The organism is Streptomyces sp. NPDC050439 (assembly GCF_040655335.1).
Taxonomy (GTDB): Bacteria; Actinomycetota; Actinomycetes; order Streptomycetales; family Streptomycetaceae; genus Streptomyces.
This window is the reverse complement of the sequence record NZ_JBFAJT010000002.1, coordinates 293778-320580: the sequence shown is the minus strand read 5'-3', so window position 1 is coordinate 320580 and position 26803 is coordinate 293778. Positions and strand designations below refer to the sequence as shown.

19 protein-coding genes and 1 pseudogene are annotated in these 26803 nt (G+C 70.7%); 8 read left to right on the top strand and 12 right to left on the bottom strand.

The genetic code is table 11. The features are described from left to right. The 5 genes from AB0I66_RS08500 to AB0I66_RS08480 all read right to left on the bottom strand — a co-directional run bounded on the left by AB0I66_RS08500 (window position 1) and on the right by AB0I66_RS08480 (window position 11400). A complete protein-coding gene (locus AB0I66_RS08500) occupies window positions 1-6555 on the bottom strand; it encodes an aminotransferase class I/II-fold pyridoxal phosphate-dependent enzyme (RefSeq protein WP_363206999.1) in 6555 nt (2184 codons plus the stop codon). 16 nt (window positions 6556-6571) lie between these two features. Next, on the bottom strand, window positions 6572-8206 hold the full coding sequence (locus tag AB0I66_RS08495) for an amino acid adenylation domain-containing protein (protein ID WP_363206998.1): 1635 nt from the start codon (window positions 8204-8206) through the stop codon (window positions 6572-6574). Then, on the bottom strand, window positions 8203-10089 hold the full coding sequence (locus AB0I66_RS08490) for an aminotransferase class I/II-fold pyridoxal phosphate-dependent enzyme (protein ID WP_363206997.1): 1887 nt from the start codon (window positions 10087-10089) through the stop codon (window positions 8203-8205). Before AB0I66_RS08490 ends, AB0I66_RS08495 begins: the two co-directional genes overlap by 4 nt. Then, window positions 10086-10349: an acyl carrier protein gene (locus AB0I66_RS08485; RefSeq protein WP_363206996.1), complete on the bottom strand. Its 264-nt coding sequence runs from the start codon at window positions 10347-10349 to the stop codon at window positions 10086-10088. The genes AB0I66_RS08490 and AB0I66_RS08485 overlap by 4 nt, the downstream gene beginning before the upstream one ends. Before the next feature lie 67 nt (window positions 10350-10416). After that, entirely contained in the window at window positions 10417-11400 is a 984-nt protein-coding gene (locus AB0I66_RS08480) for a beta-ketoacyl-ACP synthase III (RefSeq protein WP_363206995.1), read from the bottom strand. Between the two features lie 335 nt (window positions 11401-11735). On the opposite strand from AB0I66_RS08480, the gene AB0I66_RS08475 reads away from it, so the two are divergent. The 7 genes from AB0I66_RS08475 to AB0I66_RS08445 all read left to right on the top strand — a co-directional run bounded on the left by AB0I66_RS08475 (window position 11736) and on the right by AB0I66_RS08445 (window position 17468). Then, on the top strand, window positions 11736-11981 hold the full coding sequence (locus AB0I66_RS08475) for a phosphopantetheine-binding protein (RefSeq protein WP_363206994.1): 246 nt from the start codon (window positions 11736-11738) through the stop codon (window positions 11979-11981). Further along, entirely contained in the window at window positions 11978-13204 is a 1227-nt protein-coding gene (locus AB0I66_RS08470) for a beta-ketoacyl-[acyl-carrier-protein] synthase family protein (protein WP_363206993.1), read from the top strand. Before AB0I66_RS08475 ends, AB0I66_RS08470 begins: the two co-directional genes overlap by 4 nt. 70 nt (window positions 13205-13274) lie before the next feature. After that, window positions 13275-13703, top strand: coding sequence for a DUF6041 domain-containing protein (locus AB0I66_RS08465; protein ID WP_363206992.1), 429 nt, complete (start codon window positions 13275-13277; stop codon window positions 13701-13703). Window positions 13704-13728: 25 nt separating this feature from the next. Further along, a complete protein-coding gene (locus tag AB0I66_RS08460) occupies window positions 13729-14619 on the top strand; it encodes a DUF6206 family protein (protein ID WP_363206991.1) in 891 nt (296 codons plus the stop codon). A 41-nt stretch (window positions 14620-14660) separates the two neighbouring features. Further along, window positions 14661-15395 carry a 4'-phosphopantetheinyl transferase superfamily protein gene (locus AB0I66_RS08455; RefSeq protein ID WP_363206990.1) on the top strand — a complete coding sequence of 245 codons (735 nt, stop codon included), beginning with the start codon at window positions 14661-14663 and terminating at the stop codon, window positions 15393-15395. Between the two features lie 12 nt (window positions 15396-15407). Further along, entirely contained in the window at window positions 15408-16574 is a 1167-nt protein-coding gene (locus tag AB0I66_RS08450; protein ID WP_363206989.1) for a RedV protein, read from the top strand. A 270-nt stretch (window positions 16575-16844) separates the two neighbouring features. Then, window positions 16845-17468, top strand: coding sequence for a response regulator transcription factor (locus tag AB0I66_RS08445; protein ID WP_363206988.1), 624 nt, complete (start codon window positions 16845-16847; stop codon window positions 17466-17468). Here AB0I66_RS08445 and AB0I66_RS08440 read toward each other — a convergent pair. The 5 genes from AB0I66_RS08440 to AB0I66_RS08420 all read right to left on the bottom strand — a co-directional run bounded on the left by AB0I66_RS08440 (window position 17424) and on the right by AB0I66_RS08420 (window position 24185). After that, window positions 17424-17801 carry a RedY protein gene (locus AB0I66_RS08440; protein WP_363206987.1) on the bottom strand — a complete coding sequence of 126 codons (378 nt, stop codon included), beginning with the start codon at window positions 17799-17801 and terminating at the stop codon, window positions 17424-17426. The genes AB0I66_RS08445 and AB0I66_RS08440 overlap by 45 nt on opposite strands. A 33-nt stretch (window positions 17802-17834) precedes the next feature. After that, window positions 17835-18992 carry an L-prolyl-[peptidyl-carrier protein] dehydrogenase gene (gene redW / locus AB0I66_RS08435; RefSeq protein WP_363206986.1) on the bottom strand — a complete coding sequence of 386 codons (1158 nt, stop codon included), beginning with the start codon at window positions 18990-18992 and terminating at the stop codon, window positions 17835-17837. After that, window positions 18989-21841 carry a polyketide synthase gene (locus tag AB0I66_RS08430; RefSeq protein ID WP_363206985.1) on the bottom strand — a complete coding sequence of 951 codons (2853 nt, stop codon included), beginning with the start codon at window positions 21839-21841 and terminating at the stop codon, window positions 18989-18991. The genes redW and AB0I66_RS08430 overlap by 4 nt, the downstream gene beginning before the upstream one ends. After that, window positions 21841-22578, bottom strand: a complete 738-nt coding sequence (locus tag AB0I66_RS08425; RefSeq protein ID WP_363206984.1) for an AfsR/SARP family transcriptional regulator — start codon at window positions 22576-22578, stop codon at window positions 21841-21843. Before AB0I66_RS08425 ends, AB0I66_RS08430 begins: the two co-directional genes overlap by 1 nt. A gap of 296 nt (window positions 22579-22874) precedes the next feature. Beyond that, on the bottom strand, window positions 22875-24185 hold the full coding sequence (locus AB0I66_RS08420) for a histidine kinase (protein WP_363206983.1): 1311 nt from the start codon (window positions 24183-24185) through the stop codon (window positions 22875-22877). Window positions 24186-24630: 445 nt separating this feature from the next. Here AB0I66_RS08420 and AB0I66_RS08415 point away from each other — a divergent pair, with 445 nt between their 5' ends. Further along, window positions 24631-25032 carry a hypothetical protein gene (locus AB0I66_RS08415; protein ID WP_363206982.1) on the top strand — a complete coding sequence of 134 codons (402 nt, stop codon included), beginning with the start codon at window positions 24631-24633 and terminating at the stop codon, window positions 25030-25032. A 5-nt stretch (window positions 25033-25037) separates the two neighbouring features. Here the strand turns inward: AB0I66_RS08415 and AB0I66_RS08410 are convergent, their stop codons facing one another. Beyond that, window positions 25038-26657, bottom strand: a complete 1620-nt coding sequence (locus AB0I66_RS08410; RefSeq protein WP_363206981.1) for a VWA domain-containing protein — start codon at window positions 26655-26657, stop codon at window positions 25038-25040. Between the two features lie 17 nt (window positions 26658-26674). Further along, window positions 26675-26803: pseudogene (locus AB0I66_RS08405) on the bottom strand (ATPase); the annotation flags it as partial.

Genomic DNA, 26803 nt, shown 5'->3' with positions numbered 1-26803 from the left:
TCACACCAGAAGGTCGAGGGAGTGTTCGAGGTCGGCTTCGCTGTGGTCGACGTTGATGAAGAAGCGGAGTCGGCACGCGTCGCGGGCGACGGCCGGATAGCCGATCGGCATGACGTTCACGCCCTGTGCGAGCAGGGAGTTGGACAGTGCCATGGTCTTCTCCCAGTCACCGGTGATGACGGGGATGACGGCGGAGGCCCGGGAGACCCCGATGTCGAGACCCCGGGCGCGGGCGCCGGTGCGGAAGTACTCGGACAGCTCCTGCACCCTGGCCACCCGCTGCGGCTCGTCCCGGATGACCCGGAAGGCTTCGAGCGCGGCTGCCGTGTTGGCCGGCGAGATGCCCGTGCTGAAGATGTGCAGGGGCGCCGTGTACTTGAGGTACTCGATGACCGGACCGCGCGCCGCGATGTATCCGCCCAGGCTGCCGATGCCCTTGCTGAGCGTCCCCATCCACAGGTCCACGTCCGCTGGATCGGTCCCGAAGTGCTCGCCGACACCGCGGCCGGTGCGGCCGAGTACGCCGATGGAATGCGCCTCGTCGATCATCAGCATCGCGCCGTGCCGCTGCTTGACCTCGATGAACCGCGGCAGATCGGGGATGTCGCCGTCCTGGCTGTAGGCGCCCTCGATGACCACGAGCGCACGGCGGTGCCGGGAGCGGGCGGCCCTCAGGATCCTGTCGAGCGCCTCCCAGTCGTTGTGGGGGAAGGGACGGCGGCGGGCCCCGGAGAGCATCGTGCCGCGCACGGTGCTGTCGTGGATCCATTCGTCGTGGACCACGAGGTCTTCCGGTCCGAACAGGTGGCCCACCGTGGCGACGTTCGTGGCGTGGCCGCCGGCGAACACGACGGCGCCCTCGGTGCCGACGAAGGAGGCGATCTCCGTGTCCAGCTCGTGGTGCAGGGGGGTCTCCCCGAACAGCAGCGGGGTCGCCGAACTGGACGTGCCGTAGCGGTCGATGGCGTCCTTCGCGGCCTGGCGCACCCTCGGGTGGTTGGACAGGGCGAGATAGTTGAAGGACGCAAAGTTGATGACGTCCTGACCGGCGACCGTGGCACGCCCCGAGTTGAACCCCTCGTGCGTGCGGCCGTAGGGGTTCGAGCCGCTGGAGCCGATCTGCCGCAGGCGGTCCTTGTGCACCGCGTACTCGGCCCACTCCTCGATCGTGTGCTCCTGCTTGACCGGGGCCACCGGTTCCATCGGCGCGGCGGCGGGTGCCGGTTCGAGGGAGGGGGTGGCCGCGCCTGCTTCGTGCAGGCGGTCGATCAGGTCCTGCACGGTGGGGTCCTCCGGCAATCCCTCCTTCAACTGTTCGGCCTCCTGGGGGAAGTACACGGCGATACGCCGCTGGAGATCGGTGCGCATCAGTGAGTCCAGGCCGAGATCCATGCCGATCCTGGCGTGCGCGGCTATCTCCTCGGCCGGGAAACCGCAGACCTGGGAGACGCCGGTGACGACGACCCCGCGTACGTCCGCTGCGACGGGGCCGGGTCCGGCCGCCGGCCGCGGCCGGGCAGCGGGTATGTCGGTGGCGGTGTCCTCCCGGGGTGGTGCGGACACCGGCCGGGCGGTGGTGGTGAGCCAGTAGCGTTCGCGTTCGAAGACGCTGTGCGGCACGGGGACGCGGCGCGCGGAACTGCCGCGGTCCACCGCCGCCCAGTCCACGTCGCCGCCCGCGCAGTGCAGGCGTGCCAGCGACCGGGACAGTGTCTCCCAGTCGCCGTTGCCGCGCCGGAGCGAGGGCAGCCACAGGGAGGCGGGGCCGTCCTGCGGCGCGTTGTCGGTCCCGGAGGCGACCATGGAGCGCCCCAGATTGACGAGGGTGGGGTGCGGCCCGATCTCGACGAACGCGGTGCAGCCCATGCGCCGCAGCTCGGCGAACCCGTCGGCGAAGCGCACCGTGCCGAGCATGTGTTCCACCCAGTAGTCGGCGTCGACGCGCTCGACCGGCTGCCCGGTGGCATCCGAGATCCACGCAATGCCCGGCTCCCGGAACGTGATGTCGCCCGCGGCGGCGAGGAGCGGCGGGGCCGCGCCGGCCATCAGCTTCGAGTGGAAGGCGTGTGACACCGCGAGCGGCCGGACGGTGATGCCTGCCGCCTCCAGGCCGGGACTGAGATCGGCGATCTCCTCGGCGTCCCCGGACAGGACCAGATGGTCAGGCGTGTTGATCGCGGCGATCGTCACCGAGGCGAATCCGTCGGCGGCCGTACGGACCGCCTCGGGGTCGCCCACACAGGAGATCATCGCGCCCTTGCCGGGTTGCTCCTCCATGTGGCGGCCCCGCTCGGCGGCGAGCAGCAGCGCGTCGTCGAGGGAGAGCACACCGGCCACGCATGCCGCGCCGAACGCGCCGACGCTGTGCCCGAGCACCGCCGCGGGGCGCACGCCGAGTGACATCCACAGCTGGGCGAGGGCGGTCTCCACCGCCACCAGGGCGGGCTGGCAGTAGCGGGTGCGTCGGAGCCGCTCGGCGTGCGCCGTGTCGAAGAGCAGGTCGAGCAGCGGCACGTCCAGGAAAGGCCGCAGTATCTCGTCCGCGCGGTCCAGCGTGGCGGCGAACATGGGATGTGCCGCGTACAGCTCCTTGGCCATGCCGGCGTACTGCGTGCCCTGTCCGCTGAAGAGGAAGGCCACCTTCGGCCGGTGCGGGCCGGTCACCTGGCCGCGTGCGACCACGGTCGACGGTTCGTTCCGCGCCAGGTCCTCCAGGGCCGCGTCGAGTTGGGCAGGGGTGGACACGGTGAGGGCCGCGCGGTGGGAGAGGTGGGACCTCCCGGTGTTGGCCGAGTGGCACAGGTCGGCCAGCGGTGTGTCCTGATGCGCGGCCAGATGCGTGCGGTACTGCCGGGCGAGTGTGGCGAGCGCGGTCGGCGTGTGGGCCGACAGGCACAAGGTGTGCGCGGGGCGGGGTGAGGTCATGGGCGGCTCTTCTGCTGTCGTGGGGGCGACGGCCTCGACGATCACGTGGGCGTTCGTTCCGCCGAACCCGAAGGAACTGACGCCGGCGCGTGCGGTGCCCTGTTCGCCCAGGGGCAGCTCCTGGAGGCGCGTGGGCACCGCAAGGCCCGACCCCGGCAGCGCCATCCGGTGGTTGAGGGTCTTCAGGTGCAGCAGGGGCGGCACCTGACGGTGGCGCACGACCAGGGCCGCCTTGATGAGGCCGGCGACACCGGCCGCCGCTTCGAGATGGCCGATGTTGGTCTTCGCCGAACCGACGAGGCAGGGGGCTTCCTCGGGCCGCCCACGGCCGTACAGTGCGGCGAGGGCTTCCCACTCGACCGGGTCGCCCAGGCGGGTGCCGGTCCCATGGGCCTCGACGTAGCCGACGTCATGGGCGGACAGGCCCGCCTGCGCCAGCGCTCTGGTCATCACGGCGCGCTGGGCTGTCCCCCTGGGCGCCGTGAGGCCGTTGCTCCGGCCGCCGTGTCCCACGGCCGTGCCCTTGATCACGGCATGGATCCGGTCGCCGTCGGCGAGGGCGGCGGAGAGCGGTTTGAGGCAGATGAGGCCTGCCCCTTCACCGCGTACGTAGCCGTCGGCCGCGTCGTCGAAAGTGCGGCACCGGCCGCTGGGGGCGAGCATCTGCCCGTCCGCGAAGGCCACCGAGAGCCCCGGTGTGAGCATCAGGTTCACGCCGCCCGCGAGTGCCGCGTCGCATTCGCCGTCGCGGATGCTCTTGCACGCCATGTGCACGGAGACCAGCGACGAGGAGCACGCCGTGTCGACGGCGAGGCTGGGGCCGTGCAGATCGAAGAAGTACGACAGCCGGTTGGCGGCGACCGACTGGGCGCTGCCCGTCGCGGAGTAGACGTCGACGGCCCGGGGGTCGGGCAGTTGCAGCTCCGCGTAGTCGTGGCTGCTGATGCCGACGAAGACGCCGATGTTGCTGCCGGCGACCTGGGACGGAGCGATGCCCGCGTCCTCGAAGGTCTGCCAGGCGGTCTCCAGGAGCAGCCGCTGCTGCGGGTCCATTCGGCGGGCCTCACGGGCCGAGACCCCGAAGAAGCGGGCGTCGAACTCGTCGACGCGGTCGAGGAATCCGCCGTGCTCCGGAGCGGCGACCGTGCGGTGGTCCCACCGGTCGGGCGGCACCTCCGTCACCGCGTCGCGGCCGTCGAGCAGGAGACGCCAGTAGCTGTCGACATCGGGGGCCCCGGGGAAGTGACAGCCCATGCCGACGACGGCGATCGGCTCGTCGGGCGAGGCGGCCGGCGCCCGAACTGCTGCCGAAGTGACGGCAGTTGTCGTTGCCGAGGGGATGCCGAGGTGGTCGGCCACCTCTCTGATGGTCGGATGGTCGAAGACCACTCCGGTGGCGAGGTCGCGTCCCAGCCACGACCCGAGCTCGGCCATCAGCTCCACGGCCTGCTTGGAGCCCAGCCCCAGCGAGACGAAGGGCGTGGTGGTGTCGAGGGAGGCCGCGGGCAGACCGAGCCGGTTCGCGACCCGCGCGGTCAGCCAGGCCTCGATCTCCTCGCCGCTGAACCGGGCGGCGGGGGAGTGCTCGGCGGGCAGCTCGTCCAGGCAGAGCTCGATGAGCGTGCCGACGTAGGGGCGTACGAGCAGGGCGCCGAGGGGGATCTGGACGCCGAGCCGCTGCTCCACCGTTCGTACGACGTCGAGCAGAGCGAGGTAGTCGATGCCCAGCAGGTTGAACGAGCGCTCGTCGTCTGCCCGTACGTCGCCGGCACCGGACCGTTCGGTGACGGCGTGGAGCACCGTATCGCCGGCGCGGCTGCGGCGCTCCGCGACCGTCGACTCCGCGGCAGGCGGCGCCTCGTCGTCATGTGTGATGCTCCCGGCGACCACGGTGAGGGTCAGGTCGAGCAGGCCGTCTCGGGTGGCCCGGCGCTGGATCTTGCCGCTGGTGGTCACCGGAATCGTGGACGGCTTGAGCAACAGGACGGCGTGCGGAGCCACCTCGTGTTCCTCGGCGATGCGTGCGCGGAGTCGGGCCAGGACCTCGGTGGGCTCATCCGTCCGCCGGGCGCTGATCTCGCAGGCCAGGACCAGTTGTTCGCCCGAGGGTGTGGGGATGCCGAAGGCGGCGCAGTTGCCCGGACGGACGGCGTCGGTCGCTTCCTCGGCCGTGCGCTCGATGTCGTGCGGGTAGAGGTTGCGGCCCTGCACGATGATGACGTCCTTGATCCGGCCCGCGACGAAGAGTTCGCCGTCGCGCAGGAAGCCCAGGTCGCCCGTGCGCAGCCAGGCCGTTGTGGGTTCGTCGTGCAGACGGGCCTCGAACGTCTCGGCGGTCGCCTCCGGATTCCTCCAGTAGCCGTGCCCGACGGAGGGCCCGGCCACCCAGATCTCTCCCATGCGGCCGTCCGCGGCGCGACGGTGGGTGTCGGTGTCGACGACGGCCACCGCGACGCTGTCGACGGGTGTCCCACACCCCACCACCCGGGAGATCCGGGTGCTCTGCGGCCCGGCGGGATCGGCGACGCCGGATTCCAGTGCGGACGCGTCGAAACCGTCGACGCTGAGCGTGTCGCCCTGGCCGACGCCGCTCACCAGGAGCGTCGCCTCGGCCAGGCCGTAACAGGGCATCAGGGCGTCACGGTGGAAGCCGCAGGACGCGAAGGCCGCCGCGAAGCGGTCGAGTGTGTCTGCCTGTACCGGCTCGGCTCCGTTGACCGCCACTCGCCAGCGGCTCAGGTCCAGGCCGGCACGCTGCTCGGGCGGGATCCGCCGCAGGCACTGCTCGAAGCCGAAGTTGGGTGCGATGCTGGTCGACGCGCCGGTACGGGAGAGGGTCTCCAGCCAGGTCAGCGGCCGTTGCACAAAGGTCAGCGGCGACATGAGGTGGGCGGGGATGCCGCTGTAGAGGGGCGTGAGGATGCCGCCGATGAGACCCATGTCGTGGTAGGGCGGCAGCCATGAGACCAGCGCCGAGTCCTCGTCGTGGCCGAGCCGCAGATGGATGGAGCGCAGGTTGCGCACGAGGTTTCCGTTGCCGACCATCACGCCTTTGGGCGTCGACGTGGAGCCGGACGTGTACTGCAGGAAGGCGAGGGAGTCGGCGGTGCTGCCGGGGTCTTGCCACCGGTGCGCCTGTGCGGTGTCCAGCTCCTCGCTCACCAGCCAGCACAGATCGTCGAGGCCGGCGGGGGCGGACGTGGCCAGCAGGCCGAGCGCGGTCTCCCGCACCGCACGGGTGGTCAGGGCGTGGGTGGCGCCCGAGTCCTGGGCGACGGCGGCCAGGCGCGTCAGCGTCTGCCCGGAACGTGCGCGGTTCGGCGGGTAGGCGGGGACGGCGAGGGCTCCCGCGTACAGGCACCCGAAGAACGCGGCGATGTAGTCGAGTCCCGGCGGGTGCAGGAGCAGGACCGGCTTGCCGCCCAGGTTCTCGCGTTGGAGGGCCACCGCCACGGCACGGGCCCGCAGATCGAGTTCGCGATAGGTCCAGGTCTCGCCGGCGTCGTCGGCAGAGGTCAGAAAACGGTAGGCGGGGGCGTCCGGCATCAGTTCAAGGCGTCGTCGCAACAGCGCCGCGACGGTGGCCGGTTCCTCTCCCTGCCAGTGCGTCTCGATGGGGCTTGGACTCACGGTCGTCTCCGTCGCGTTACCGAGCGGAGCCCGAGGGCTCCGCGATGGACTGGGCGGGTTCCTGGCTCAAACGGCGGTAGTCGGTCTTGCCGTTGGCGTTGCGGGGCAGCTCCTCCAGGCATGTCGCCGAGTGCGGCAGCATGTAGACGGGGAGGCGCTGGGCGCAGTACTTCTTGATCTGCAGCAGATTCGTCCGGGCGGCCCCCGCCCGGAGGGCGTAGAAGAGTTCGAGGCGGGCCCGTGTGCCGTCCCGGCGTACCGTGACGGCCGCGTCGGTGATGTCGGGGTGCGTGAGCACGGCGGCCTCGATCTCGCCGAGCTCGATCCGGTAGCCGGCCAGCTTGACCATGCGGTCGCGTCGTCCCCGGTAGACGAGCAGCCCTTCCTCGTCGTAGCTGACGAGGTCGCCGGTCGGGTGTCTGCCACGGCAGTGGTCCGCCGCTGCCGGCTCCTCGTCCCGTCGCCAGTAGCCCGGGGTCACGCAGTCGCCCTCGACGATCAGTTCGCCGAGGGTGCCGGGGGTCCGCACCACGCGGCCCTCATGGTCGACGACGGTCAGCCGGGCCCCGCTGACGGGCCGGCCGATGGGCAGCGGAAGGTCCCGCGCGAGGTCCTCGGGCCGGACCCGGTGGTACGTGCAGACGTTTGTCTCGGTCGGCCCGTAGAGGTTGTACAGGGCAGTGCCCTCGCCGAGCCGCGCGGCGACTGCGCGCAGTTGGGGCAGCGGGAACTCCTCCCCGGCGAAGAGGACGTACCGCAGGGTTCGGGTGGTGGCCTCGGTGAGCACGTCGGCGGAGGCCAGGAGGTGGAGGATGGAGGGGACCGAGTACCAGACGGTGACGCCGTGGGCGCGGACGCCTTCGGTCAGGGCGGTGACGTCGCGTGCCTGATCGTCGCCGACGATCCACACCGCGGCGCCCACCGTCAGTGCCACGAAGAGGTCGAAGGTGCTCAGGTCGAAGTTGAACGAGGCGTGATTGGCGAAGACGTCGTCGGGGCCGACGTCGAACTCCTCGCGTGCCCACCCCACGAACTCGGCGATGTTGCGGTGGGTGAGCCGGACGCCCTTGGGTGTGCCGGTGGACCCGGACGTGTAGAGGAGAGCGGCGAGATCGTCGGGGCGCATGGCGGGGAGCAGGGCCACCCGTCCGGACGCGGCGCGCACGAAGTACGTCCACCGGAACACCGGGACCCCGCCCACGGTCCGGGGCAGCCCGGGTGATTCGGCCGGCTCGGCCGCCGCCGGGACTTCGGGCGCGTGCACGATGATGACCTTGAGGCTGCGGGGGAGCTCGTACCCGGCGAGCGCCTCCAGGCGGTGTGCGTCCGTGCACAGCACGGTGGGTTCCGAGTCGGTGAGGATGGTGGCGACCCGGTGGGCGGGCTGGCCCCCGTACAGGGGCACGTAGGCGCAGCCGGCATGCAGGGCCGCGAAGATCGCCTCGGCGTAACGGGGCTGCTTGTCCATCCAGATCGCGACGCGGTCGCCGGCCTGCACGTCCATGTCCAGCAGGCGAGCGGTGAGAGCGTCGACGCGCTCGGACAACGCGGCGTAGCTGAGGGGCTCTTGGCCCACGAGCGCGGGCCGGCCCGCGTGTGCCCGCACGAGGTCGGGTGACAGCCGGATGACGGAAGGACGAGAGGGGTTCATATGCCTCCCTCCCCGCCGCCCGACGCGGTCAAGGAGGGCAGTACGCCGGTCTCACGGGCAGCGTCGACGAAGATCTCCGCCGCCTGCTCCAGGTCGGCCGGCGTGTGTTCGCAGGTCACACTCACCCGCAGGCGCGCGTCACCGATCGGTACACCGGGGTAGACGACCGTCTGGCAGAACAGGCCGCGGGCGCGCACCGCCCGGCCCATCTCCATCGTCCGGCGCTCGTCGCCGATGACGACGGGAAGGATCGCGCTCTCGGTGTGCTCCAGGTCGAACCCGGCCTCCTGAAGCCGGTCGCGCAGCATCCGGATGTTGGTCCACAGCTGGGTGAGGCGCTCGGGCTCCCGCTCGATGACGTCGATGGAGGCGATGAGCCCCGCCGCGACGCCCGCGGGGATGTTCGCGGCGAAGACGTAGGAGTGGGAGTAGTAACGGAGGTACTCGATGACGTCTTCGTCGCCCACGACGAATCCGCCCATCCCGGCGAGGGCCTTGCTCATCGTGCCCAGCTCCAGGTCGACCTCGCCCTTGAGGCCGAAGTGCTCGGCCGTTCCGGAGCCGCGGGTGCCGAGGACCCCGGTGGCGTGCGCGTCGTCGATCATCACGCGGGCGTCGTACTGCTTGGCCAGACGCACGATCTCCGGCAGGTCGCAGACGTCGCCGTGCATGCTGAACACGCCGTCCGCGACGATGAGCGTGCCGCCCCTGCCCTGTCCGGCACCGTGTTCCAGCGTGCGCTCCAGGTCCGCCATGTCGTTGTGCCGGTAGATGCGGCGGGTGGCGCCCGCGAGCCGGGCGCCGTCGGTGATGCTCATGTGGTTGAGCTTGTCGACCACGAGCGTGTCGTAGCTCTTGACCAGCGCCGAGATGGCGCCGAGGTTGGCCGCGTAGCCGCCGGGATAGACGATGCAGGCGGGACGCTGCTTGAAGGCGGCCAGACGGCGCTCGAGCTCCTTGTGCAGCATGTTCGTGCCGCCGATGAAGCGGGATCCGGTGTGCGTGGCGCCGAAGGTGCGGGTGGCGTCGCACACGGCCTCGACGACCTCGGGGTGGTTGGCCAGACCGAGGTAGTTGTTGGACGCGAACATGAGGAACTCGCGCTTGCGTCCGGCAAGTTCGTCGAAGATGACGGCCCGGTTGGAGCAGCGGGAGTGCAGGGGCATCCCGTACCAGTAGAGCTCTGCGCTCTGGCGTCCGCGCAGGTAGGTGCCGAAACTCCGGGTCTTGGCGAACAGGTCGCTGCTGCGCTCCTCGACGAAGTCCTTCATCGAGCGGCTGTCCCAGCCCTGGTCGTGCACCCTGGACGCGGCGGGGAGGTGTTCCGACGCGCTCGGGCCCGCGGCGGTCGCGGACGCGGTCCGCAGCTGGGCGGCGAGCGTACGCAGTGTCGTGGCGCCGTCCGCCGCCCCGACGTCCGAGGGCAGACCGAGCGCCTGCGCGGCCTCGGTGACGACGGCGGTGAGAAGCACCGAGTCGATGCCCAGATCGCGCTCGAAGTCGGCGTCCAGGGCGAGCTGTTGACGTGGGTACTGGGTCTGGTGCATCGCGGCCTGCAGCACGGCCCGCAGCGCCGGGTCGGCGCCGTCCTCCGGCACGGGGGTGAGCGGAGCCGGACGGCCGGTGCCGACGGTGTCGGTGACCACGGACACCAGTTCCCTGATGGTGGTGAGGTCGCGGGGCAGCGGTCCTTCGATGCCGAAGTGCTCGCCCACCGAGGCGAGGATCGACTCCAACGTGACCGAGTCGATGCCGAGTTCGCCCTCGAAGTGGCTGTCCGGCAACAGGTAGGACTCGTCGTAGAGGGTCCGGGCCGCGACGATCTCCACCACCTGCCGGCTGATGTGTGCAGCCCCCTGCCCGGAGTCCATGAGGTCCGTCATGCCGCGCTGCCTCCCTTGTCCTCCCGCAGCCGCTCGACCAGGGCGCAGATGGAGTTGATGGACCGGAAGTTCTTCAGGGAGACGTCGCTCACCGGAACGGTGATCCGGAACTCGTCCTGAAGATGGTGGACGAGGTCGAAGATGCCGACCGAGTCGATGATGTTGAGCTCGGTGATAGGTGTCTCCGGTTCGATTCCTTCGGCGTCGCCGTCCATCCAGACGTCGACGATGTAGTCCGTGATCAGCTTCTGAGGGGTCATGGCGTCCTCGGCTCGGTTCTCTGCGTGTACGTGCCGGCCCTGCGGTTCGCGGGAGAGGGATGGTGGGTCACCGGGGGAGGTCGGGCCAGGTGAGCACCGTCGCCCCCCAGGTCAGCCCACCGCCGAACGCGGTGAGCAGGAGCCGGTCGCCCGTCGTGAAGGTGCCCTTGCTGTGCGCCTGGTCGAGTGCCAGCGGGATCGACGCCCCGGCGGTGTTGCCCACGTCGGCGATGTTGCTGACGCCGCGTTCCTGAGGAATGCCGATCTCGTCGGCGAGTCGTAGGGTGATGCGCTGGTTGGCCTGGTGGCTCACGAGGTGATCGACGTCCGCCGTGTCCCATCCGGCCTGCCCCAGCACGTTCTGGGCGCACTCGCCCATGCGCTGCACCGCGAGCCAGAAGACCCGCTTGCCCTGCATGGTGAAGTAGGAGCCCTCGTCCCCGGCCGCCGAGGTCGGGCCCGGGGGCGGGACGGTGATGAGGTCCCGGCCCTCGCCGTCGCTGCCCAGCACACAGGGGCCGAGGGCGCCGGGCTCGTCCGGGTGTCCGCCGCGCAGGACCACGGCGCCCGCTCCGTCCCCGAAGATCACGGAAGTGGTGCGGTCGGTGGGGTCGACGATGCGGGAGAAGGTCTCCGCGCCGATGACCAGGGCCCGTCGGGAGACTCCCGACGCGATGAGCCCGGCGGCGCTGGCGAGCGCGTAGAGGAAGCCGGTGCACACGGCCGAGATGTCGTAGGCCGCCGCATGGCCCAGTCCCAGCTTGGCGGCCACGGTGGGGGCGGTGCCGGGGCAGGTGCGGTCGGGCGTGGTGGTGGCCACGATGACGGTGTCCACGTGCGCTTCGCCCGAGGACTTCAGGGCACGGGCGCCCGCGCCGACGGCCAGATCGGAGGTGGCCATGCCCTCGGGGGCGATGTACCGGCGGCGGACACCGGTCCGCGACCGGATCCACGCGTCGGTGGTGTCGAGCCGGGCCTCCAGCTGCTCGTTGGTGACCAGTTGGGGCGGCAGCCAGCTGCCGATCCCGGCCAGTACGGCTGCGGGGGTCACCGGGCACCGCTCGGCCGGCGGTGTCCGGGCCGGGTCTCCGGGCAGGGCGTGCTGCTGCGACGGCAGGAAACCACGAACGCTCCTCGCTTGTTGCTGGCCGGGTAGTGCTGGCGCCGGGCTCATCCGGCCCGGCCGAGTCTGTCTCCGGATGCTGACCGTCGGCTGACGAGTGGCTGACCCCGCCCAGGTCAGCCACTCGTCAGCCAGCGGTCAGCACGGGTGCGCAGACTCGGTCGGGACGTGTCGCTTCACTCACCCGGTGGCGGTGAGCGCCCAGACGGTGTCTGGACGGCCGTGCGGTGACCCGGCTCGACCTCCCGAAAGGCAGAACAGGCATGAGTGCTACGTACGACCAACTCGTCGATCTGCTCGTCGAACGCTTCGCGGTGGACCGGACGAAGATCCGGCCCGAAGTCACCTTCGAGGAGCTGGAGATGGACTCGCTCTTCCTCGTCGAACTGCTGCTGGTGATGCAGTCCGAGTTCGACGTCAAGATCAGTGATGACGCCGCGTCCCCGACGGACACCATCAGCCATGCGGTGGGTCTTGTCGAGGGCCGGCCGTCCGCCACGACGTCGTGAAGCAGGGCCCCGCGATAGCCGTCACCGGTCTGGGGCTGGTCACCGCGGCCGGGATCGGCGTCGACGCCTCGTGGCGCGGGGTGTGCATGGGCGAGTCGACCGCCGCGAGGGACCCGCGGCTCGCGGGTCTGCCGGTCGACATCTCGTGCACGGTGCCCGACTTCGTCCCGGCCCGGCACGTCGGCCCGCGCAGCCCGCTGATGCACGACCGCTTCGTCCAGCTCGCCGTGGTGGCCGCCAGGGAGGCGGTCCTCGACAGTGGCCTCGACCCGGAGAGCTGGGACGGTGCCCGCGTCGGCGTCGTCATGGGGTGCGGGGTCGGCGGCGTGACCACCATGGAGACCCAGCACGGCAGGCTTCTGGAGAAGGGCCCGGCAGCCGTGTCGGCCCTGACGGTGCCCATGCTGGTGCCCAACATGGTCGCGGGCAATCTGGCGATGGACCTGCGGGCCACCGGACCCAACCTCGTCACGGCCACGGCCTGCGCCTCGGGTGCCACGGCGATCGGCACGGCGGCGCAGCTGCTGCGCGAGGGCGCGTGCGACATCGTGATCACCGGTGGCAGCGAGGCCGCCGTGAGCCGCACCTTGGTGACCGGCTTCGCGCAGATGGGGGCACTGTCCCGGCGCACCGGTGAACCGGCGGCCGCCTCGCGGCCGTTCGACCGTGACCGCGACGGTTTCGTCATCGGCGAGGGCAGCGGTGTCCTCGTGCTGGAGCGGGAAGCCGATGCCCGTGCCCGCGGCGCCGGGGTCCGGGCCAGGATCGCCGGATACGGGGCGTCGGCCGACGGACACCACCTCACTGCTCCCGACCCCGAGGGCACGGCCGTCCTGCGCGCCGTCCACACCGCCATGGAGCAGGCAGGAGTCGGGCCCAGCGAGATCACTCACGTGAACGCGCACGGCACATCGACGCCGCTCAACGACGCGGTGGAGGCGCGAATGCTGCGTCGTCTCCTCGGTGATGGCGCGGCGGTCACTTCCACCAAGGGCGTGCTGGGACACACACTGGGCGCGGCCGGCGCGATCGAGGCAGTCATGACCGTGCTGGCCATCGAGCGGGCCACGATCCCTCCGACGGCGAACCACGCGCAGCAGGACCCGGCCCACGAGCTGGACCTGGTCACGGTGGCTCCCCGTGAGGAGAAGGTCGAGGCCGCCATGAGCAACTCGTTCGGCTTCGGGGGCCAGAACGCGGTACTGATCCTCACCGCGGCCTGACCGGCGTCACCTCGACGCGCTGCCCGACGCCCAGCGTGCACCCCGTCACTCCACCGGAAGAAGACGTCAAGTGAGCGGACGAGCCCTCCTGTTGCAGCGCATCGTCGGCTGCCTCTACATCGTCGCGGGCATAGCGAAGTTCTTCCCGCAGATCGAGTCGGTCGAGACGCGCCTGGACAACGCCTCCGAGTCCAACACGGGCACCTTCATGGAAGGCTTCACCGATTGGCTCGCCAGGCATCCGACCGGCGTGATGTGGTTCGTCGCGATCGCCATGGTCGCGGCGGGCGCGGCCATGCTCTGGAACCAACGGGCCCTGGTGATCGCGGCGTTGTACGGCCAGCTGCTGATGCTGGTGTGTTTCGTCGCCGTCCTGGTGTCGAGCGAGCCGCAGATCCTCGTGCTGGATGCCGCGTTCTTCGTGGCGGCCGTCTACCTCATCTACCGCTACCACGCGCGCCGGCCGGAGCCGGTCGTCGCCGGGCGGACGACTTCGTGATCCAGGAAGCAGGCGACACCCACCCATGACGTTCACCGTCCCCGGCCGCGAGCTCGCGGCACTCGAGGCGCAGGTGCAGACAGCGCTGCGCACGGCCGACGGCAGCGCCCTGACCGTACTCGGCTATGGCGAGGTGACTCTCGTCCTGCGCCTCGAGACGGTCACAGGTCCCTTCGCCTGTAAACGACTTCCGGTCTTTCCGACACATGAACGTTTCGAGCGCTACGAACGCACCCTCGCCGAATACCTCGAACGACTGGACAAGGGGGGTGTACGGGTCGCGCCGACCGAACTGTGGAGCATGCCGCTGGCCTCGGGCCGAGTCGTCGCCTACTGCGTGCAGGAGGCCCTGCCGTCGGAGCGGCTGTGCTCCAGCCTGCTGCACACCGAGGGCCATGTGTGGGCCAAGGACTTCTTCGCCCGCTTCCTTGATGTGGCGGACGGTGTCGTCGGCCCGTCCCTGGGGCTGGACGCCCAGGCCTCGAACTGGGTCGACCTGGACGGTGAACTGATCTATCTCGACGTCACCACACCCATGATGCGCGACGCGAGGGGACACGAACGGCTCGACGTCAAGCTGTTCTTCACCTCGCTGCCGTGGATGCTGCGCGACGCGGTCCGGGTGTCCATGACCAAGTCCATCTTCGACAAGTTCTACTCGACGCGTGGCGTGGTGCTCGACTTCCTGGGGAACTTGCACAAGGAGCGCATGGAAAAGCTGATCCCGGAGTTCGTCGAGGACAGCGCTCCGCTCCTCGACGACCCGTTGACCGTCGACGAGGTCGCCGCGTACTACAGGGACGACGCCCGCATGTGGGAGCTGATCCAGCGGCTGCGGAAGGCGGATCGCTTCTGGCACCGGTCCATCCGGCGCCGCCCCTATCCCTTCCTGTTGCCGCCACACGTCGAGCGGTGACGGGCCCCTGGGCCGGCGTGACCGGCTCCGGTGGACCACCCGTGACCCTCGATCTGGCACGTCCGCTCGCCGTGCGCCACCTGACCGAGCGTCTCACCCTCGCGGTGGTGTCGATCGCCTGGCTTCGGGCACAGGGTGACACCGCACGGACCAGGACAGAGGAACGCCATCTGTCCGCACGCGAAGCGGCACAGGCGCGGCTCCTGCCCTCGCCCCGGCGGCGTTATGAATGGCTGGCGGGGCGCCTGGCCCTCAAGCACGCCGTGAGCGCCTATCAGCATCGATGCCTTGGCAGGTCGCGATCGCCCCGCACCATCGAGGTCAGTGCGCTGCGCGACGGCCCGCGGGCCGGCAAACCGGTGGTCGACGTGCCCGCCGAAGTCGGGCTCTCGCACTCGGGCGACTTCGCTCTCGCTGTCTGCGGACCACACGCCGTGGGTGTCGATCTGGAACATCGGCGTGAACTGCCGCCCATGGTCGCGGAGTTGCTCAAGAGCGACGGCGACCCGCGCTCCGCGTGCGCCGACACCAGGCTGTTGGTCTCGATGCCGCTCGCGCTGCGGTGGGCCTGCAAGGAAGCGGTGCTCAAGTACTACGGCTTCGGTTTGCGCATCGACACCCGGGAGGTCGAGCTCACGGGCTGGGATCAGGACGGACGCTTTCGCTGGAACGCCGGGCCGGCCCTGCTCCGCCGGGCTCCCGCATCCGGCAGTGGCCGTCTGGAGAGCTGGGCCGGCGAGACGAACGGGTACTCGCTGGCACTCGTGTGGACATAGTGGAGGACACGCATGAACGGCGCCGACGCACGGCAGGCCCACTTCGAGGAGGTTCTCGACGAAGCCACGGGCATCGCCGCTCTCAGCCCCTCGTCGCACAACTGCCAGCCTTGGGCCCTGGCCCGGCTGGCGGGCGGGGCGCGCGAAGCGGCGCGGGCCCATCTCGGTGTCGAGGACGGCGGCACACACGAGTACTTGGTGCTCGCGCTCGACCGGCGGCGCGCGCTGGGGTCCCTGGCCGCGCATGCCGTGGAGATGCACGTGAGCTGCGGCGCCTACTGGCGCATGCTGTGCCGTGCGCTGGCGGCGCGCGGCTGGGCCTCCACGCACACCCGGATCCTCGTCGAGGGCAACGGCCCGGACCTGGGCGCGGATTGGCCTTCGACCTGGTCGCCGCTGTGTGTCATGGCGGTGGATCAGGCGCCGCCTTCCGGCGAATCACTGGACGGCCTGCGGACCGCAGCCCGCGATCGGCGCACGAACCGCGGGCCCTACCGGCCCGAACCGATCGGTCCCGCGCTCCTGCGCGAGCTGGCCCGGCCGCCCGCGGGCGCTGACGCGGGGCGGGTCGCCGTGCGCCATGTGACCACCGAGGCCGAGCGGAAGACGTTCGCCTCTTTCGTCGCCCGGCATGCTGGGCGTGACTTCAAAGACGCCCGGGCCTGGCGTGAGACGCATTCGTTTCTGCGGTTCGACGCCGGTGAAGTGCAGGCGCGCGGGGACGGGTTCACCCTCACTCAGCTGTTCGGGCCGATGTCCCGGCTGCGGCACTCGGCCATGCGTCTCGCTCTTTCGCCGGCCGTCATGCGCCTGCTGTGCCGAGTGGGGTTCCACCGGCTCCTCGCGGTGGGCCTGGCCGCGATGGTGCGTCGTGGCCCGGCCTTGGTGGCCATGAGCTTCACGGCCGAAGCGCCGGGTCTCGCCGATGAGTTGCGGGGCGGTGCCAGGCTGGCGGACTACTGGCTTGCTGCCGACCGAGCGGGACTCGGCCTGCATCCGGTGAGTGTCGTGCTGCAGCACGACGACCTGAGAGGCCAGGTGCAGAGGCGTCTTGGTCTGGATGGGCGCCCGTTCTTCTTGAGCAGGCTCGGCCGGCCTCTTGCTCAGGCCCAGCCCTCCGTCCGCCGCAGTGAGACTTCGGGGTATAGCACGGTCGGGGATTCACGGCACGACCACTGATGGTGCACGGCCTTGGATGGTGCACGATCATTAGAGGTGCAAGTTTCAAATAGCTTGCGGGGTTTGATTGATGAACCCTGCAAGCTACTTCTCTTTCGGTGTTCGTTCGCCGCCTACCTGTGCTAACGTCCCATCCAGTTCAGGACAATCGGGGGATTAACTCTTGTGTCTGCCCAGCCTTCACGGAATTCGTCAGCGGATGGGCAAAGGTGCTGTGACCGCGGCGCAGAGCAAATCTTGACAAGCCTGCGGATCTACTGCGATCGCGCGATGATGGCCGACGCCATGCGTGCACTGCTTCAACAACACGCTCCCGGCATCACGGTGGACACCTGCGTCCTCGACACCCTCACCGCTGTCTCCGGTGCTGCGCCCGACGTGCTTTTGGTGGTCGCGCCGGTACTGACCATTGATGATCCAGTGCAGTTGGGTGAGCTCGCCCGGCAAAGCAAGGTCATTCTGCTCGCCAAACCCGAGAACGCACACCGGGCGTTCGAGGCGCTGAGGGTAGGTGTCCGGGCCGTGCTGTCCATCGGGAGTGCCGGCGACGAGCTCGTGCACGTCATCCGGACCGTCGTCGAGGTGGACGCGGTGATCGCTCCCACGGTCGCCCAGAGATTCCTGCAGGTGACCGCGGGGGACCGCTTGAGAGTGCTGGAGCGGAACAGGGAAAGCAGCCTGACGCCTCGTGAAGAGCAGGTGTTATCGCTCCTCGCGGAGGGTTTCTCCAACGCCGAGATAGCGAAGAAGCTCTCCATCTCGAATGCGACTGTGCGCTCCCATGTGCATAACGTGCTGGGGAAACTGGGCGCCCGGTCGCGCTCGCAGGCCGTGGCCATTGCCTATGAGTCACGCTTCATCGGTGACATGCGCGGAAATGCGCTCGGTTCTTGACGGTGGATCGAATAGCGGGCCGGCGGTGTAGCCGGGTTCTATACGGGTTCCGCTCACCTCGCCCACGACAGAGGCCATGGTGTCGAACGTGGCAGCCAGTTTCTGGAATGTCGTCGTCCGCATGTCGCTTCGGAATTCTTCGCCACTGGTCACCGAGATCACCTCGAAGTAGTGGCAGGGTGCGGCGGGTTCCGTCGACACCCGCTGGACGCTGAAGGCCAGAACACTGGGCAACTCGCGGCAGGCCGCGTAGTCGTGCTCTTTCACCCATGCCTCGAAGCGGGCGGGGGCGGTGTCCTCGTGGAGCCGGATCTGATGCGCGAAGATGTCCATGTCGGTCCTCGGGTTCCGTTCCTGCGCCGCCGGTCAGCGGCGCGCGGCCGTACGGGCTCCCAGTCCCAGGGCGCGCGCGACGTTGTTCTTCTGGATCTCGTTGGTGCCGGAGAAGATGCGCGAGGGCACGGCGTCCCGCAGCAGGGTCTCGGCCTCGCCGTCGAGCACACCCAGCGCACCCCGCAGCTGCACGGCGTCGAGGCCGAGCTGTACCGCGGCCTCACTCACCGCGATCTTGGCCAGCGCGGGGCCGATCGTGTCCTCGGACCCGCGGTCCAGGCCGTGGGCCGCCTTGTAGAGCATCAGCCGTGCCGCCTCGTGCCGGGCCAGCATGTCCACGACCCGATGACTCACGGCCTGGAAGCCGCCGATGGGCGTTCCGAACTGCTCGCGCTCCTTGACATGGGCCACGGTCGATTCGAGAACGCGCTTCATCGCGCCGAGGTAAATGGCGAACAGACAGGTGCGTTCCCATTTCATCGAGGCGGAGAACACGCTTGCTCCCGAGCCTTCCGCGGCGAGAACGGCGTCGGCGCTCACGGGACAGTCGTCGAAGTACACGTCCGCCATCGGTGAACCGCGCAGCCCGACCTTGTCGTAGCGCTGCCCGACGCTGAGCCCCGGGGTGCCCGCGCGTACCAGGAACGTGGTCAACCCGAAGTAGCCGCCGCCGGGTTCGGTGGCGGCCTGCACGACGAACACGTCGGCCACGGGAGCGTTCGTGGTGAAGCACTTGGAGCCGTTCAGCAGATACCGGCTGCCGTCGAAGGTGGCGCGGGTGCGCAGATGGAGTGCGTCGGAACCGGCTTCCGGCTCGGTGATGCAGTGGGCCGCGATCTGCTCGCCGGAGCACAGCGCCGGAAGCCAGGTGCGCTTCTGTTCCTCGCTGCCGAACTCGACGATCGGCATCACGGCCGCGAACAGGTGGGCAGCGACGGAGAACGCGAAGCCCGTGTCACGGGATCCGTGACCGAGCGCCTCCATGGTCGCCGCCGCGGTGACGGCGTCCAGGCCGCTGCCGCCGTAGTCGCCGGGCACAGTGGCGCCGACGAGCCCCTGTTTGCCGGCGAGATGCCAGCGGCGCCGGAAGGCGTCGGCGTCGAACTCCGCCGGCGGGATCAGTTCCCGCGCCGCGAAGCGCTCGACCGCCTCGCACATCTCGTGGGTGTCTTCGGGCAGGTCGAAATTCATCGCGGTCCGTCCATGTGTTCCTCGACGAGGAGGTGGTAGTTGATGCCGCCGGTGCCGAAGGAGCTGACGGCCGCGCGGCGTGGCTGCCCGTCCCGCGCCTCCCAGGCACCGGCTTCGGTGGAGACGCGCGCGGGTATGCGGGCGAGGGCCAGCTCGGGATTGAGCGTGCGCAGATTGGTGTTGCCCGGGATGGTCCGCGTGCGCAGCGCCTGCAGGGCACGCAGCAGCCCGGCCCCGCCGGCTGCGGCGAAGGTGTGGCCGATGAACGACTTCGCCGAGCCGATTTCGAGCGGGTGCTGCCGCAGGGGACTGGAGTAGACGTCCGCGGTCGCCTCGGTCTCTGTACGGTCGCCGACACGGGTTCCGGTGCCGTGCGCCTCCAGATAGCCGACGGCCGAAGGCCCGTAGTCGACCTGCGCGAAGGCCTGCCGCATCGCTCGGGCCTGCCCCGCGGCGTCCGGTGCGATGAGCGACCTCGCGTCGTTGGAGGCGCCCACGGCGCGCACGATTCCGAGGACCGGTTCGCCGTCCCGGCACGCGTCCTCGTAGCGCCTGAGGAGGAAGAGCGCGCATCCGTCACCGGGAGTGAAGCCGTCCGCCGCCGTGTCGAACGGGGTGATGCGATCGCGGGACAGCAGGCCCAGCGATGAGCACAACACCAAGTCCCGCGGGTTGCAGGGCAGTTCGACGCCGCCGGCGATCGCGTAGTCGGCGGCGCCCGAGCGGAGGCGGGTCACCGCCAGGTCGAGCGCCGCCAGTGAGGACGCGCAGGCCGCCTCCACCGCGACCGGGACCGCGGACAGGCCGAACTCGTTCGCGATCAACGCCGGCACCCCGCCGGCCAGCGCGCCGTCCAGCATCGACAGCGGATCCGCGGTCCCGGGATCGCCGCAGCGCTCTCGTACGAGCTTCAGCAGGCCGTCGATCTCGTCCGGGCCGAGTGTGGCGAGGCCGGGCACGCCGCGGGCCACGGCCTCCAGTTCGTCCAGGCACAGGCCGGCGTTCAACTGCCGTTCCCTGGTGAGGCCGAGGTTGGTACCCACGGCGACGACACCCTGCCCCCTGAGTGTGCCGGGGCCTTGTCCGCGGCGCGCGAAGACCTCCGCCGTCACGCTCAGCGCCAGGCGCTGAGCCGCGTCGAGTGCGGCATAGCGGCGGGGCGGGATGCTCAGTCCCGCAGGGGGTGCCTGGGGTGGCCTTACCGGAGCGCCCGCGTCCAGGTAACTGCGGTCCAGGCTCATCCTGCCGGGGGCGTGATACAGGTCGCGATCGAACAGCGACACGGGCAGGGGCGCGATCCGGTCCCGCCCCGAGCACATCGTGGCCCAGTAGGCGTCCGCGTCGGGGGAATCCGCGAAGCAGCCGCCGAATCCGACGACGGCGATCGGCTCGCGGATCTCCGTGCCGAACTGTGCGCCGCGCCTGACGGGCCGTGGTGCGGTGGTGTCCGGGCGGTGCTCCTCCAGGATGAGGTGGCAGAGCGTTCCGGTCAGGGACGAGCCGCTGACCGCTGCCCGACGGGGTATACCGCCCGGGGGATCCTGCCACTGCTCGCCGGCCGCCAGCAGCCGGAAGGGCGTGTGCCTCAGGTCCGGTCGCACCTCGCCGTCCACGGTGTGCTGGGGCGGCAGGCGGCGGTGGTGGAGCGCGAGCGCGACCTTGCTGACGCCGGCCAAGCCCGCGTTGGCGAACGTGTGGCCCAGCCGGTCCCGCACGCTGCCGATGGCGATGGCGGGGTGACGCGGGGCAGTGGTCGAGTCGGCTACGGGGTGCGCGAACACGGCGGCGAGGGCGTCGAGTTCGCTGCGGGTCTCCGGTGCGATCCCTGAAGCGGCGCTCTCCACGTACTGGACCGAGGCGGCGGGCACTCCGGACCGCCGGTAGGCCGCGGCGGCCGTCCCGACGCGCTGGTCGTGCGAGGTGGAATAGCGGAAGACACCGGAGCGCGCGTCGTGCCGCAGCGAGCAGTCCAGGATCGATGCGTAGACGCGGTCGTCGTCCCGGACCGCGCTCGACAGCCGCTTGAGCAGGACACCCCCCACGCCTTCCCCTATCGCGAATCCGTCACCGTCCGCGGCGAAGGAGCGGGTCCGTCCGGCGGTGAGTCCTTTGGCTGCCAGCGCGTGTTCCGGAAAGGGCCCTTCCACGCGCTGGCCGGTCAGGACCAGTACGGCGTCCGACAGCCCGGCCCGCAGGTTGTCGAGGGCGTGGGAGATCGCCAGGTACGACGTGGCGTCCGCGGACTCCAGGGCCAGGGTGCGGCCCCGGAGCCCGTGGACGGCGGCGATGCGCGCCGGGATGGTGCTGGCCATCTCGCCGACCCGGTCGTGCGGCGAGGCACCGAGCCGGGTGCGCAGCGCGGCACGGAACTCCTCGGTGGTGCGGGACGCGTCGGAAGAATCTGTGGCATCCGTGCAGGCGGCGGCTTCTCCCAGGTGGCGGCCGTAGTGAGCGCCTTCGACGCGCAGCGCGTTGGCGTACTGCCTGTCGAGGCCGAAGCATGTCCCGACCACGACGTCCGTACGATCGGCCGGCAGTCGTGACCGGTCGCCGGCGTCGTCGAGGCACTGCCGCGCCGCCTCCAGCATCAGGAGTTGCATGCGTGCCACCGAGCGGGCCTGGGCCGGTGGGATACGGAACCGTGCGACGTCGAGCTCGATGTCGGCGAGCGTGGCTGCGGCTCGGGCAGGGTCCTGCTCCCGGTCGCCGCCCAAAGCGGCAGGCGGATCGGTCGGCGGACCGGTGGCGGTGAGCAGGTTCCAGTAGTCCGTGACGCCGCGTGCTTCGGGATAGAGCGCCGAGATCCCCACGATGGCGACGGGTTCGGGGTGCGCGGCCTCGTGCCCCATCAGGCGGTGAGCAGTTCGTCGTGGTCCGGGTCGGGGCAACTGGTGCTCGGCACGTGGCGACGTGCCAGGGACGGGTCCTGGCAGAGGATCTGATGGTGCCTTTTCTGCAGACCGCTGCCCGGCTTGATGCCGAGTTCCTCGTCGAGTCGCTGCTGGGTGGCACGGAACAGACGCAGCGCGTCGCCCTGCCTGCCCTGCCGGTAGAGGGCGATCATGAGCAGTTCACAGAACCTCTCGTTGAGCGGATTCTGGGCGACGAGCTGCTGCAACTCTGCGACGGCACGGGACTCCTCGCCGAGCGCGAGAAGGGCCCGGGCCAGGTGTTCCCACACCGTCAGCCGCCGTTCCTCGTAGAGCGCGGCGGCGCTGTGGCAGCGCAGCCCGTCACCGGCGTCCAGCAGCGCGGGGCCCCGCCAGAGCCCCAGGGCTGCCTCCAGCAGCTCCCGGGCACGGCGCGGCTCGTCGGCCAGCGCCGCGGCGCCTTCCGAGGCCAGGCTGAGGAACCGATGCGCGTCGACCGACTCGGGCGGCAGGGCGAGGAGATAGCCGCCGGGCACCGAGCGGATCACGGATGTGCCGCGTGCCGCGCTGGGCTCGTCGAGCAGCTTGCGTACGCGAGTGGCCTGCGCCTGAAGGGCGTTGCTGGTGTTTCCCACCTCTTCCCCTGCCCACAGTTCGTCGGCCAGTTCCCGGCAGCCGATCACCCGGTCTGCCTTCAGGGCCAGGGTGGCGAGCATGGTGCGCACCTTCGCGGCGCGAACTTCACGTGTGCGGCCGCCAGTTGTCACGGCTATGGGACCCAGTATCGCGATCTGCATTGAGATTCCCCCATGGTTGCGCTCGGACTGACGACTCACCGGTACGCAGGTCTTTGGAGCGCGGTGCCAGTCCGTGAAGCAGTCAGTCTCGTCACCACCCCCCGCCGTGTCATCGGCCGAGTCGTGGGTTACCCGCTCAACACATGGCGGGTCGCGCCGTCGGCATCTCCACAAATGGTTGAGACGCGCAAGCGGTGCGGGGGAAAGCGCTCAGGTCACCCACCGAGAGGGAGAAGAGCGCGGACCGCGAAGCCCGCACCGTCGCTGCTCGGCTCGGCGGTGAGGGTGCCCCCCACGCTGCGGGCGCGCTCACGCATTCCCGTCAGGCCGAATCCGGCTGCCGCGCCGGTGGTGCCGGCTGCCGGGCGTTGCGGGTCGCTGTCGTTGAGGACGACGACCCGGAGCGCCTTGCCGTCCGCGGTCTGTTCGACGGTCACCCATACGTGGACGCCGTGTCCGGCATGCCGGACGGCGTTGGTCAGCGCCTCCTGGACGATGCGGTACGTGGCGGCTTCCACGGCAGCGGGCACCGGCTCGGCGGGGATGGTGGCCGCCTGGGGCACCGCCGCGTCCCGCACGTCGAGCACGACGTGGGCGCCGGTCGTCCGTGCCGTGCGCACCAGGCCAGCAAGCCCCGCGATGTGGGGCAGCCGCGGCCGGTCGAGGGTTTGCGTGGTGGCTCCCCCCGCGGTCCCGCCCCCCGGGACGGGGTGGGCGGGGTCGCCCGTCCGCAGCGTCCCGAGGGTGGTCCGGAGCTCACCGCGTGCGCTGCGGCACGTCTCGGCGATGCCCTCCAGTGCCTCGGCGACGGACACATGATCGAGCCGGGTGGGGTCCTCGGTGAGCAGATGCGCTGCCACCGAGGTTTGCACACCGATCAGCGTGATGCTCTGGGCGAGCAGATCGTGCAGGTCGCGGGCGACCCGCAGACGCTCCTCGGCGACCCGCCGGGCGGCCTCCTCCTCGCGGGTGTGCTCGGCGTGCTCGGCGCGGTCGATGAGGGCGTCGACGTAGCGGCGGTGAATGCGCAGGGCCTCGCCGATCAACGCGACGGCGACCAGCCAGCCGGCGTCCCGCAGCATGCCGGGCACGGCGTGTGCCTGTCCCAGCGCGAGCGCGGCGGCGGTCATGAGCACCAAGGCGCCGCTGAGGGTGAGCAGCGTCCGGATCGGGGGACCGGCCACGGCGAGGTGGAACAGGACGACGACACCCACCGGCAGCGCAGCGGTGTGCGTGTAGTCGAGGAGGTGATACGGGGCGTTGAGCAGGAGGACGGTGATGGCCGCGATCCACACCGCGTGCCTGCGCAGGAGCAGCATCAGCGGCATGGCGCTCAACAGGACCCAGCCCCACAGATCGAGGGATCGCCCGTTCTGGGTGGCGGGCAGCACGGCGAGGAGAGTCTGGAGGAGCAGCAGCGAGGCGACCACCGCCACATCCCGTGCGGCGGCATGGGGCACCGCGGTCCGCCGGGGCAGGAGCGTGTGCGCGATGGCCTTGGCGATCGGGTCCTCGATGGTGCTCACGACACCATCCTGAATGACGTCCCTGTTCCCCGAAGCAACTCCTCTGTCGCATGGCGTGATTTGGCGCCCCATCCGCGCCCCTTCTCACGACTGGTCGGCCGGTGCTCGTCCAGACTCCCGTGGACGCGGGGGCGGGCCATCGGCCGCCGGGTGGAGATGCGCCGTACTGCCGCAGGGGGGTGCCGGGCCGCTTTACTCCCCAGGGAGTACGCCCGTTCCGTTCTCGAGCCGGGCCGCCGGGTTTTCTGCGCCCGGCATCAACATCGCGTAAAGACTGCCGGGTTACGGCAATGCGTGGGAGCCGCCCACGGGACCAGGATGACGAAGGCAGGAACGGGGGGCGAGGCCCGGTGCCGGATCGCGGAAACGGGATCCGGCACCGGGACCCGAGCTGCTGCGAGCGAGCGGGCCGGCGCGAGTGCGCCGGTGCGAAGGGGGCGAAGCGATGGGGGAGTTTATGCGGGCCGTGGCCGGCTTTCCGGGCATTCTCTTCAGCGCCGCGCTCCCGGTCGTCCTGTGCTTCTGGCTGCTCGTGGCGCTCGGTGGCGCCGATGCCGAGAGCTTCGACTCCGACGCCGATGCCCGCGCGGTGGGCCTCGGCGGTGTGCCGGTGGCCGTGGCGGCTTCCTCGGTGACCGTGGTGGGCTGGTTCACCAGTCTCATCGGGTCGGTCCTGCTCGGCCGGACCGCTCTCACCGGCCTTGCGCACGCCACGGCGGACATCGCCCTGCTCCTCCTCTCCCTTTTGATCGCCTGGCACGTGACACGCCGTCTCGTGCGCTCGTTGGCCAAGCTGCGCCGTGCGAAGGAGCGGGCGCCGACGCTCGGTGACACCGCCGCCAGGTGAGGCGGTCAGATCACGCGGAACAGATCGGCGGCCGCGTGGACATCGGTGAGGTCCTCGATGGAGCGGAGGTTGTCGCACAGGGCATCGAGGACCGAGCCGGCCTCGGCGGCGGGCGGGGCGCCCACCGCCACCCCGAAGACACGGAATCCAAGGCGGTGCCTGGCGCCGTTCCAGCCGCGCATCCACTCCTCGGTGACACCGCACTCGTCGTCGGTGAGCATCACGATGTCGCCGCGCGAACGGGCGGCGGCGTCGAACTCCTCCTCCAGAAGTCCGACGGCCTCCGACAGCGGCCGCTGGTAGCTGGTCCCGCCGCCGAGAAAGGTCTCCGCGAAGTCGAGCACGCGGGCGATGTCGGCACCCTCCCCGGCCGGGAAGCGGAACACCTGCAGCTTGTCGGCGGCGGCGAACAGGATGCCGACGAAGTCCCGTTTGGCGTGGCGGGCCTGATCGAGGAGGGCCAGGGCGCACCCCTTGGCCCACGCCTCCCGGGTGACCCCGCCCGGCCCCTCCACGTACATGGAGTGCGAGGTGTCCACGCACGCGATGACGGCGCCCTTGCCGGTGCTCTGCTCGCCCTGGCTGTCGTAGAGCATCAGTTCCCCGGCGGCGTAGCGCGCGGCGAACACCGCCCGCAGCCCGGGCAGGCCCAGGTCGGCGAGTTCGGAGGGGATCACCCGGGAGAGGTCGTCGCCGAGCGTGACGCCGATCAGTTCACCGGTGGCGTTCTCCACCTTGCGGGCGCGCTCGCCGTCGGCCATCTGCCGGAAGCGGCCGATCAGTTCGGCCCACTGCGCGAGGCGGCTGCTGCGCAGCCGCTCGGCGAGCCGCGCCCGTTGCTCGTACGGCAGCCGCTCCAACTCCCCGGGGCCGACACCCCAGGCCCGCATCATGGCGCCCTCGTCCCGCACGGCCCGGGCTGCGCTCGCCGCGGCGCCTCGCGTGGCGACACGCACACCGGGAGCCGCCGCCCCGAGAGCCTGCCCGGCATCCCGGGACGCCTCGCGCGCGGCTGCTTCGGCGGACTCGGCGGCTGTGATCGCCAGTCGCAGGGCGTCCGCGGCAGGGGCGGGTACGGTGCCTTCCTCATCGGCCCCCTCTGCGGCCCGCTGGAGGGCCTCGCCCACGGCGGCCGCCGCGTCCCCGGCGCCCTGCTCGGCCTCGTCCGCCCGCTCGGCTCGCTCCTGCGCGTCGCGGGAGTGGTCGAGGAGCCGGCGCAGCGCGGGGGCCTGGGCGAGTACGGCCATGGCGGCGGCGTAAGGGTCGCCGGTCGTCTCCCGGTGCAGCTCGGCGAACTCCGGTGACTCCATCAGAGAGGCGATGACCTGGTGGTTGACCAGCCGCGACGGGGCCATCCGCGCACGCTCGCGAAGGCGCGGCCCTGCCTTGTACGCGGCCAGGAACACGTCGGTCAGGAGGTCCGTGGCGTGGTCGTGCCGCCGGCTCAGCTCTTCGGCGAGCTCGCGCAGTCCGGCCGACTGGTCGAGGGTGTCGCGCCACGCAATCTGTTCGAACCGGTCCGCGACCACGGCCGCGGTGTGCCGCACGGGACAGGCGGTCGCCGTACCGAGCCATCCCCCGGCCCGGTGCGTCAGCTCGTCGAGTCTGCTCGGTGTCTCGTCCATGCGTCCGCTCCTGATGTTCAGAGCTGGGCCTGCACCATGTTCGCGTCCATGCCGAGTGCCTCGGTGAGGACGCGGGTGCGGTCGGCGCGCTGGCGGTCGGTGATCCGGTTGATGGCTGCGGTGTGTCGCTCGGGGCCGGCGGTCGC

Bases quoted from the DNA above. Each gene is read 5' to 3' on its own strand.
- AB0I66_RS08495 (WP_363206998.1), bottom strand. From the start codon at position 8,206: ATGAACCCCTCTCGTCCTTCCGTCATCCGGCTGTCACCCGACCTCGTG.
- AB0I66_RS08490 (WP_363206997.1), bottom strand. From the start codon at position 10,089: ATGACGGACCTCATGGACTCCGGGCAGGGGGCTGCACACATCAGCCGG.
- AB0I66_RS08485 (WP_363206996.1), bottom strand. From the start codon at position 10,349: ATGACCCCTCAGAAGCTGATCACGGACTACATCGTCGACGTCTGGATG.
- AB0I66_RS08475 (WP_363206994.1), top strand. From the start codon at position 11,736: ATGAGTGCTACGTACGACCAACTCGTCGATCTGCTCGTCGAACGCTTC.
- AB0I66_RS08460 (WP_363206991.1), top strand. From the start codon at position 13,729: ATGACGTTCACCGTCCCCGGCCGCGAGCTCGCGGCACTCGAGGCGCAG.
- AB0I66_RS08450 (WP_363206989.1), top strand. From the start codon at position 15,408: ATGAACGGCGCCGACGCACGGCAGGCCCACTTCGAGGAGGTTCTCGAC.
- AB0I66_RS08445 (WP_363206988.1), top strand. From the start codon at position 16,845: ATGATGGCCGACGCCATGCGTGCACTGCTTCAACAACACGCTCCCGGC.
- AB0I66_RS08440 (WP_363206987.1), bottom strand. From the start codon at position 17,801: ATGGACATCTTCGCGCATCAGATCCGGCTCCACGAGGACACCGCCCCC.
- redW (WP_363206986.1), bottom strand. From the start codon at position 18,992: ATGAATTTCGACCTGCCCGAAGACACCCACGAGATGTGCGAGGCGGTC.
- AB0I66_RS08430 (WP_363206985.1), bottom strand. From the start codon at position 21,841: ATGGGGCACGAGGCCGCGCACCCCGAACCCGTCGCCATCGTGGGGATC.
- AB0I66_RS08425 (WP_363206984.1), bottom strand. From the start codon at position 22,578: ATGCTCGCCACCCTGGCCCTGAAGGCAGACCGGGTGATCGGCTGCCGG.
- AB0I66_RS08415 (WP_363206982.1), top strand. From the start codon at position 24,631: ATGGGGGAGTTTATGCGGGCCGTGGCCGGCTTTCCGGGCATTCTCTTC.
- AB0I66_RS08410 (WP_363206981.1), bottom strand. From the start codon at position 26,657: ATGGACGAGACACCGAGCAGACTCGACGAGCTGACGCACCGGGCCGGG.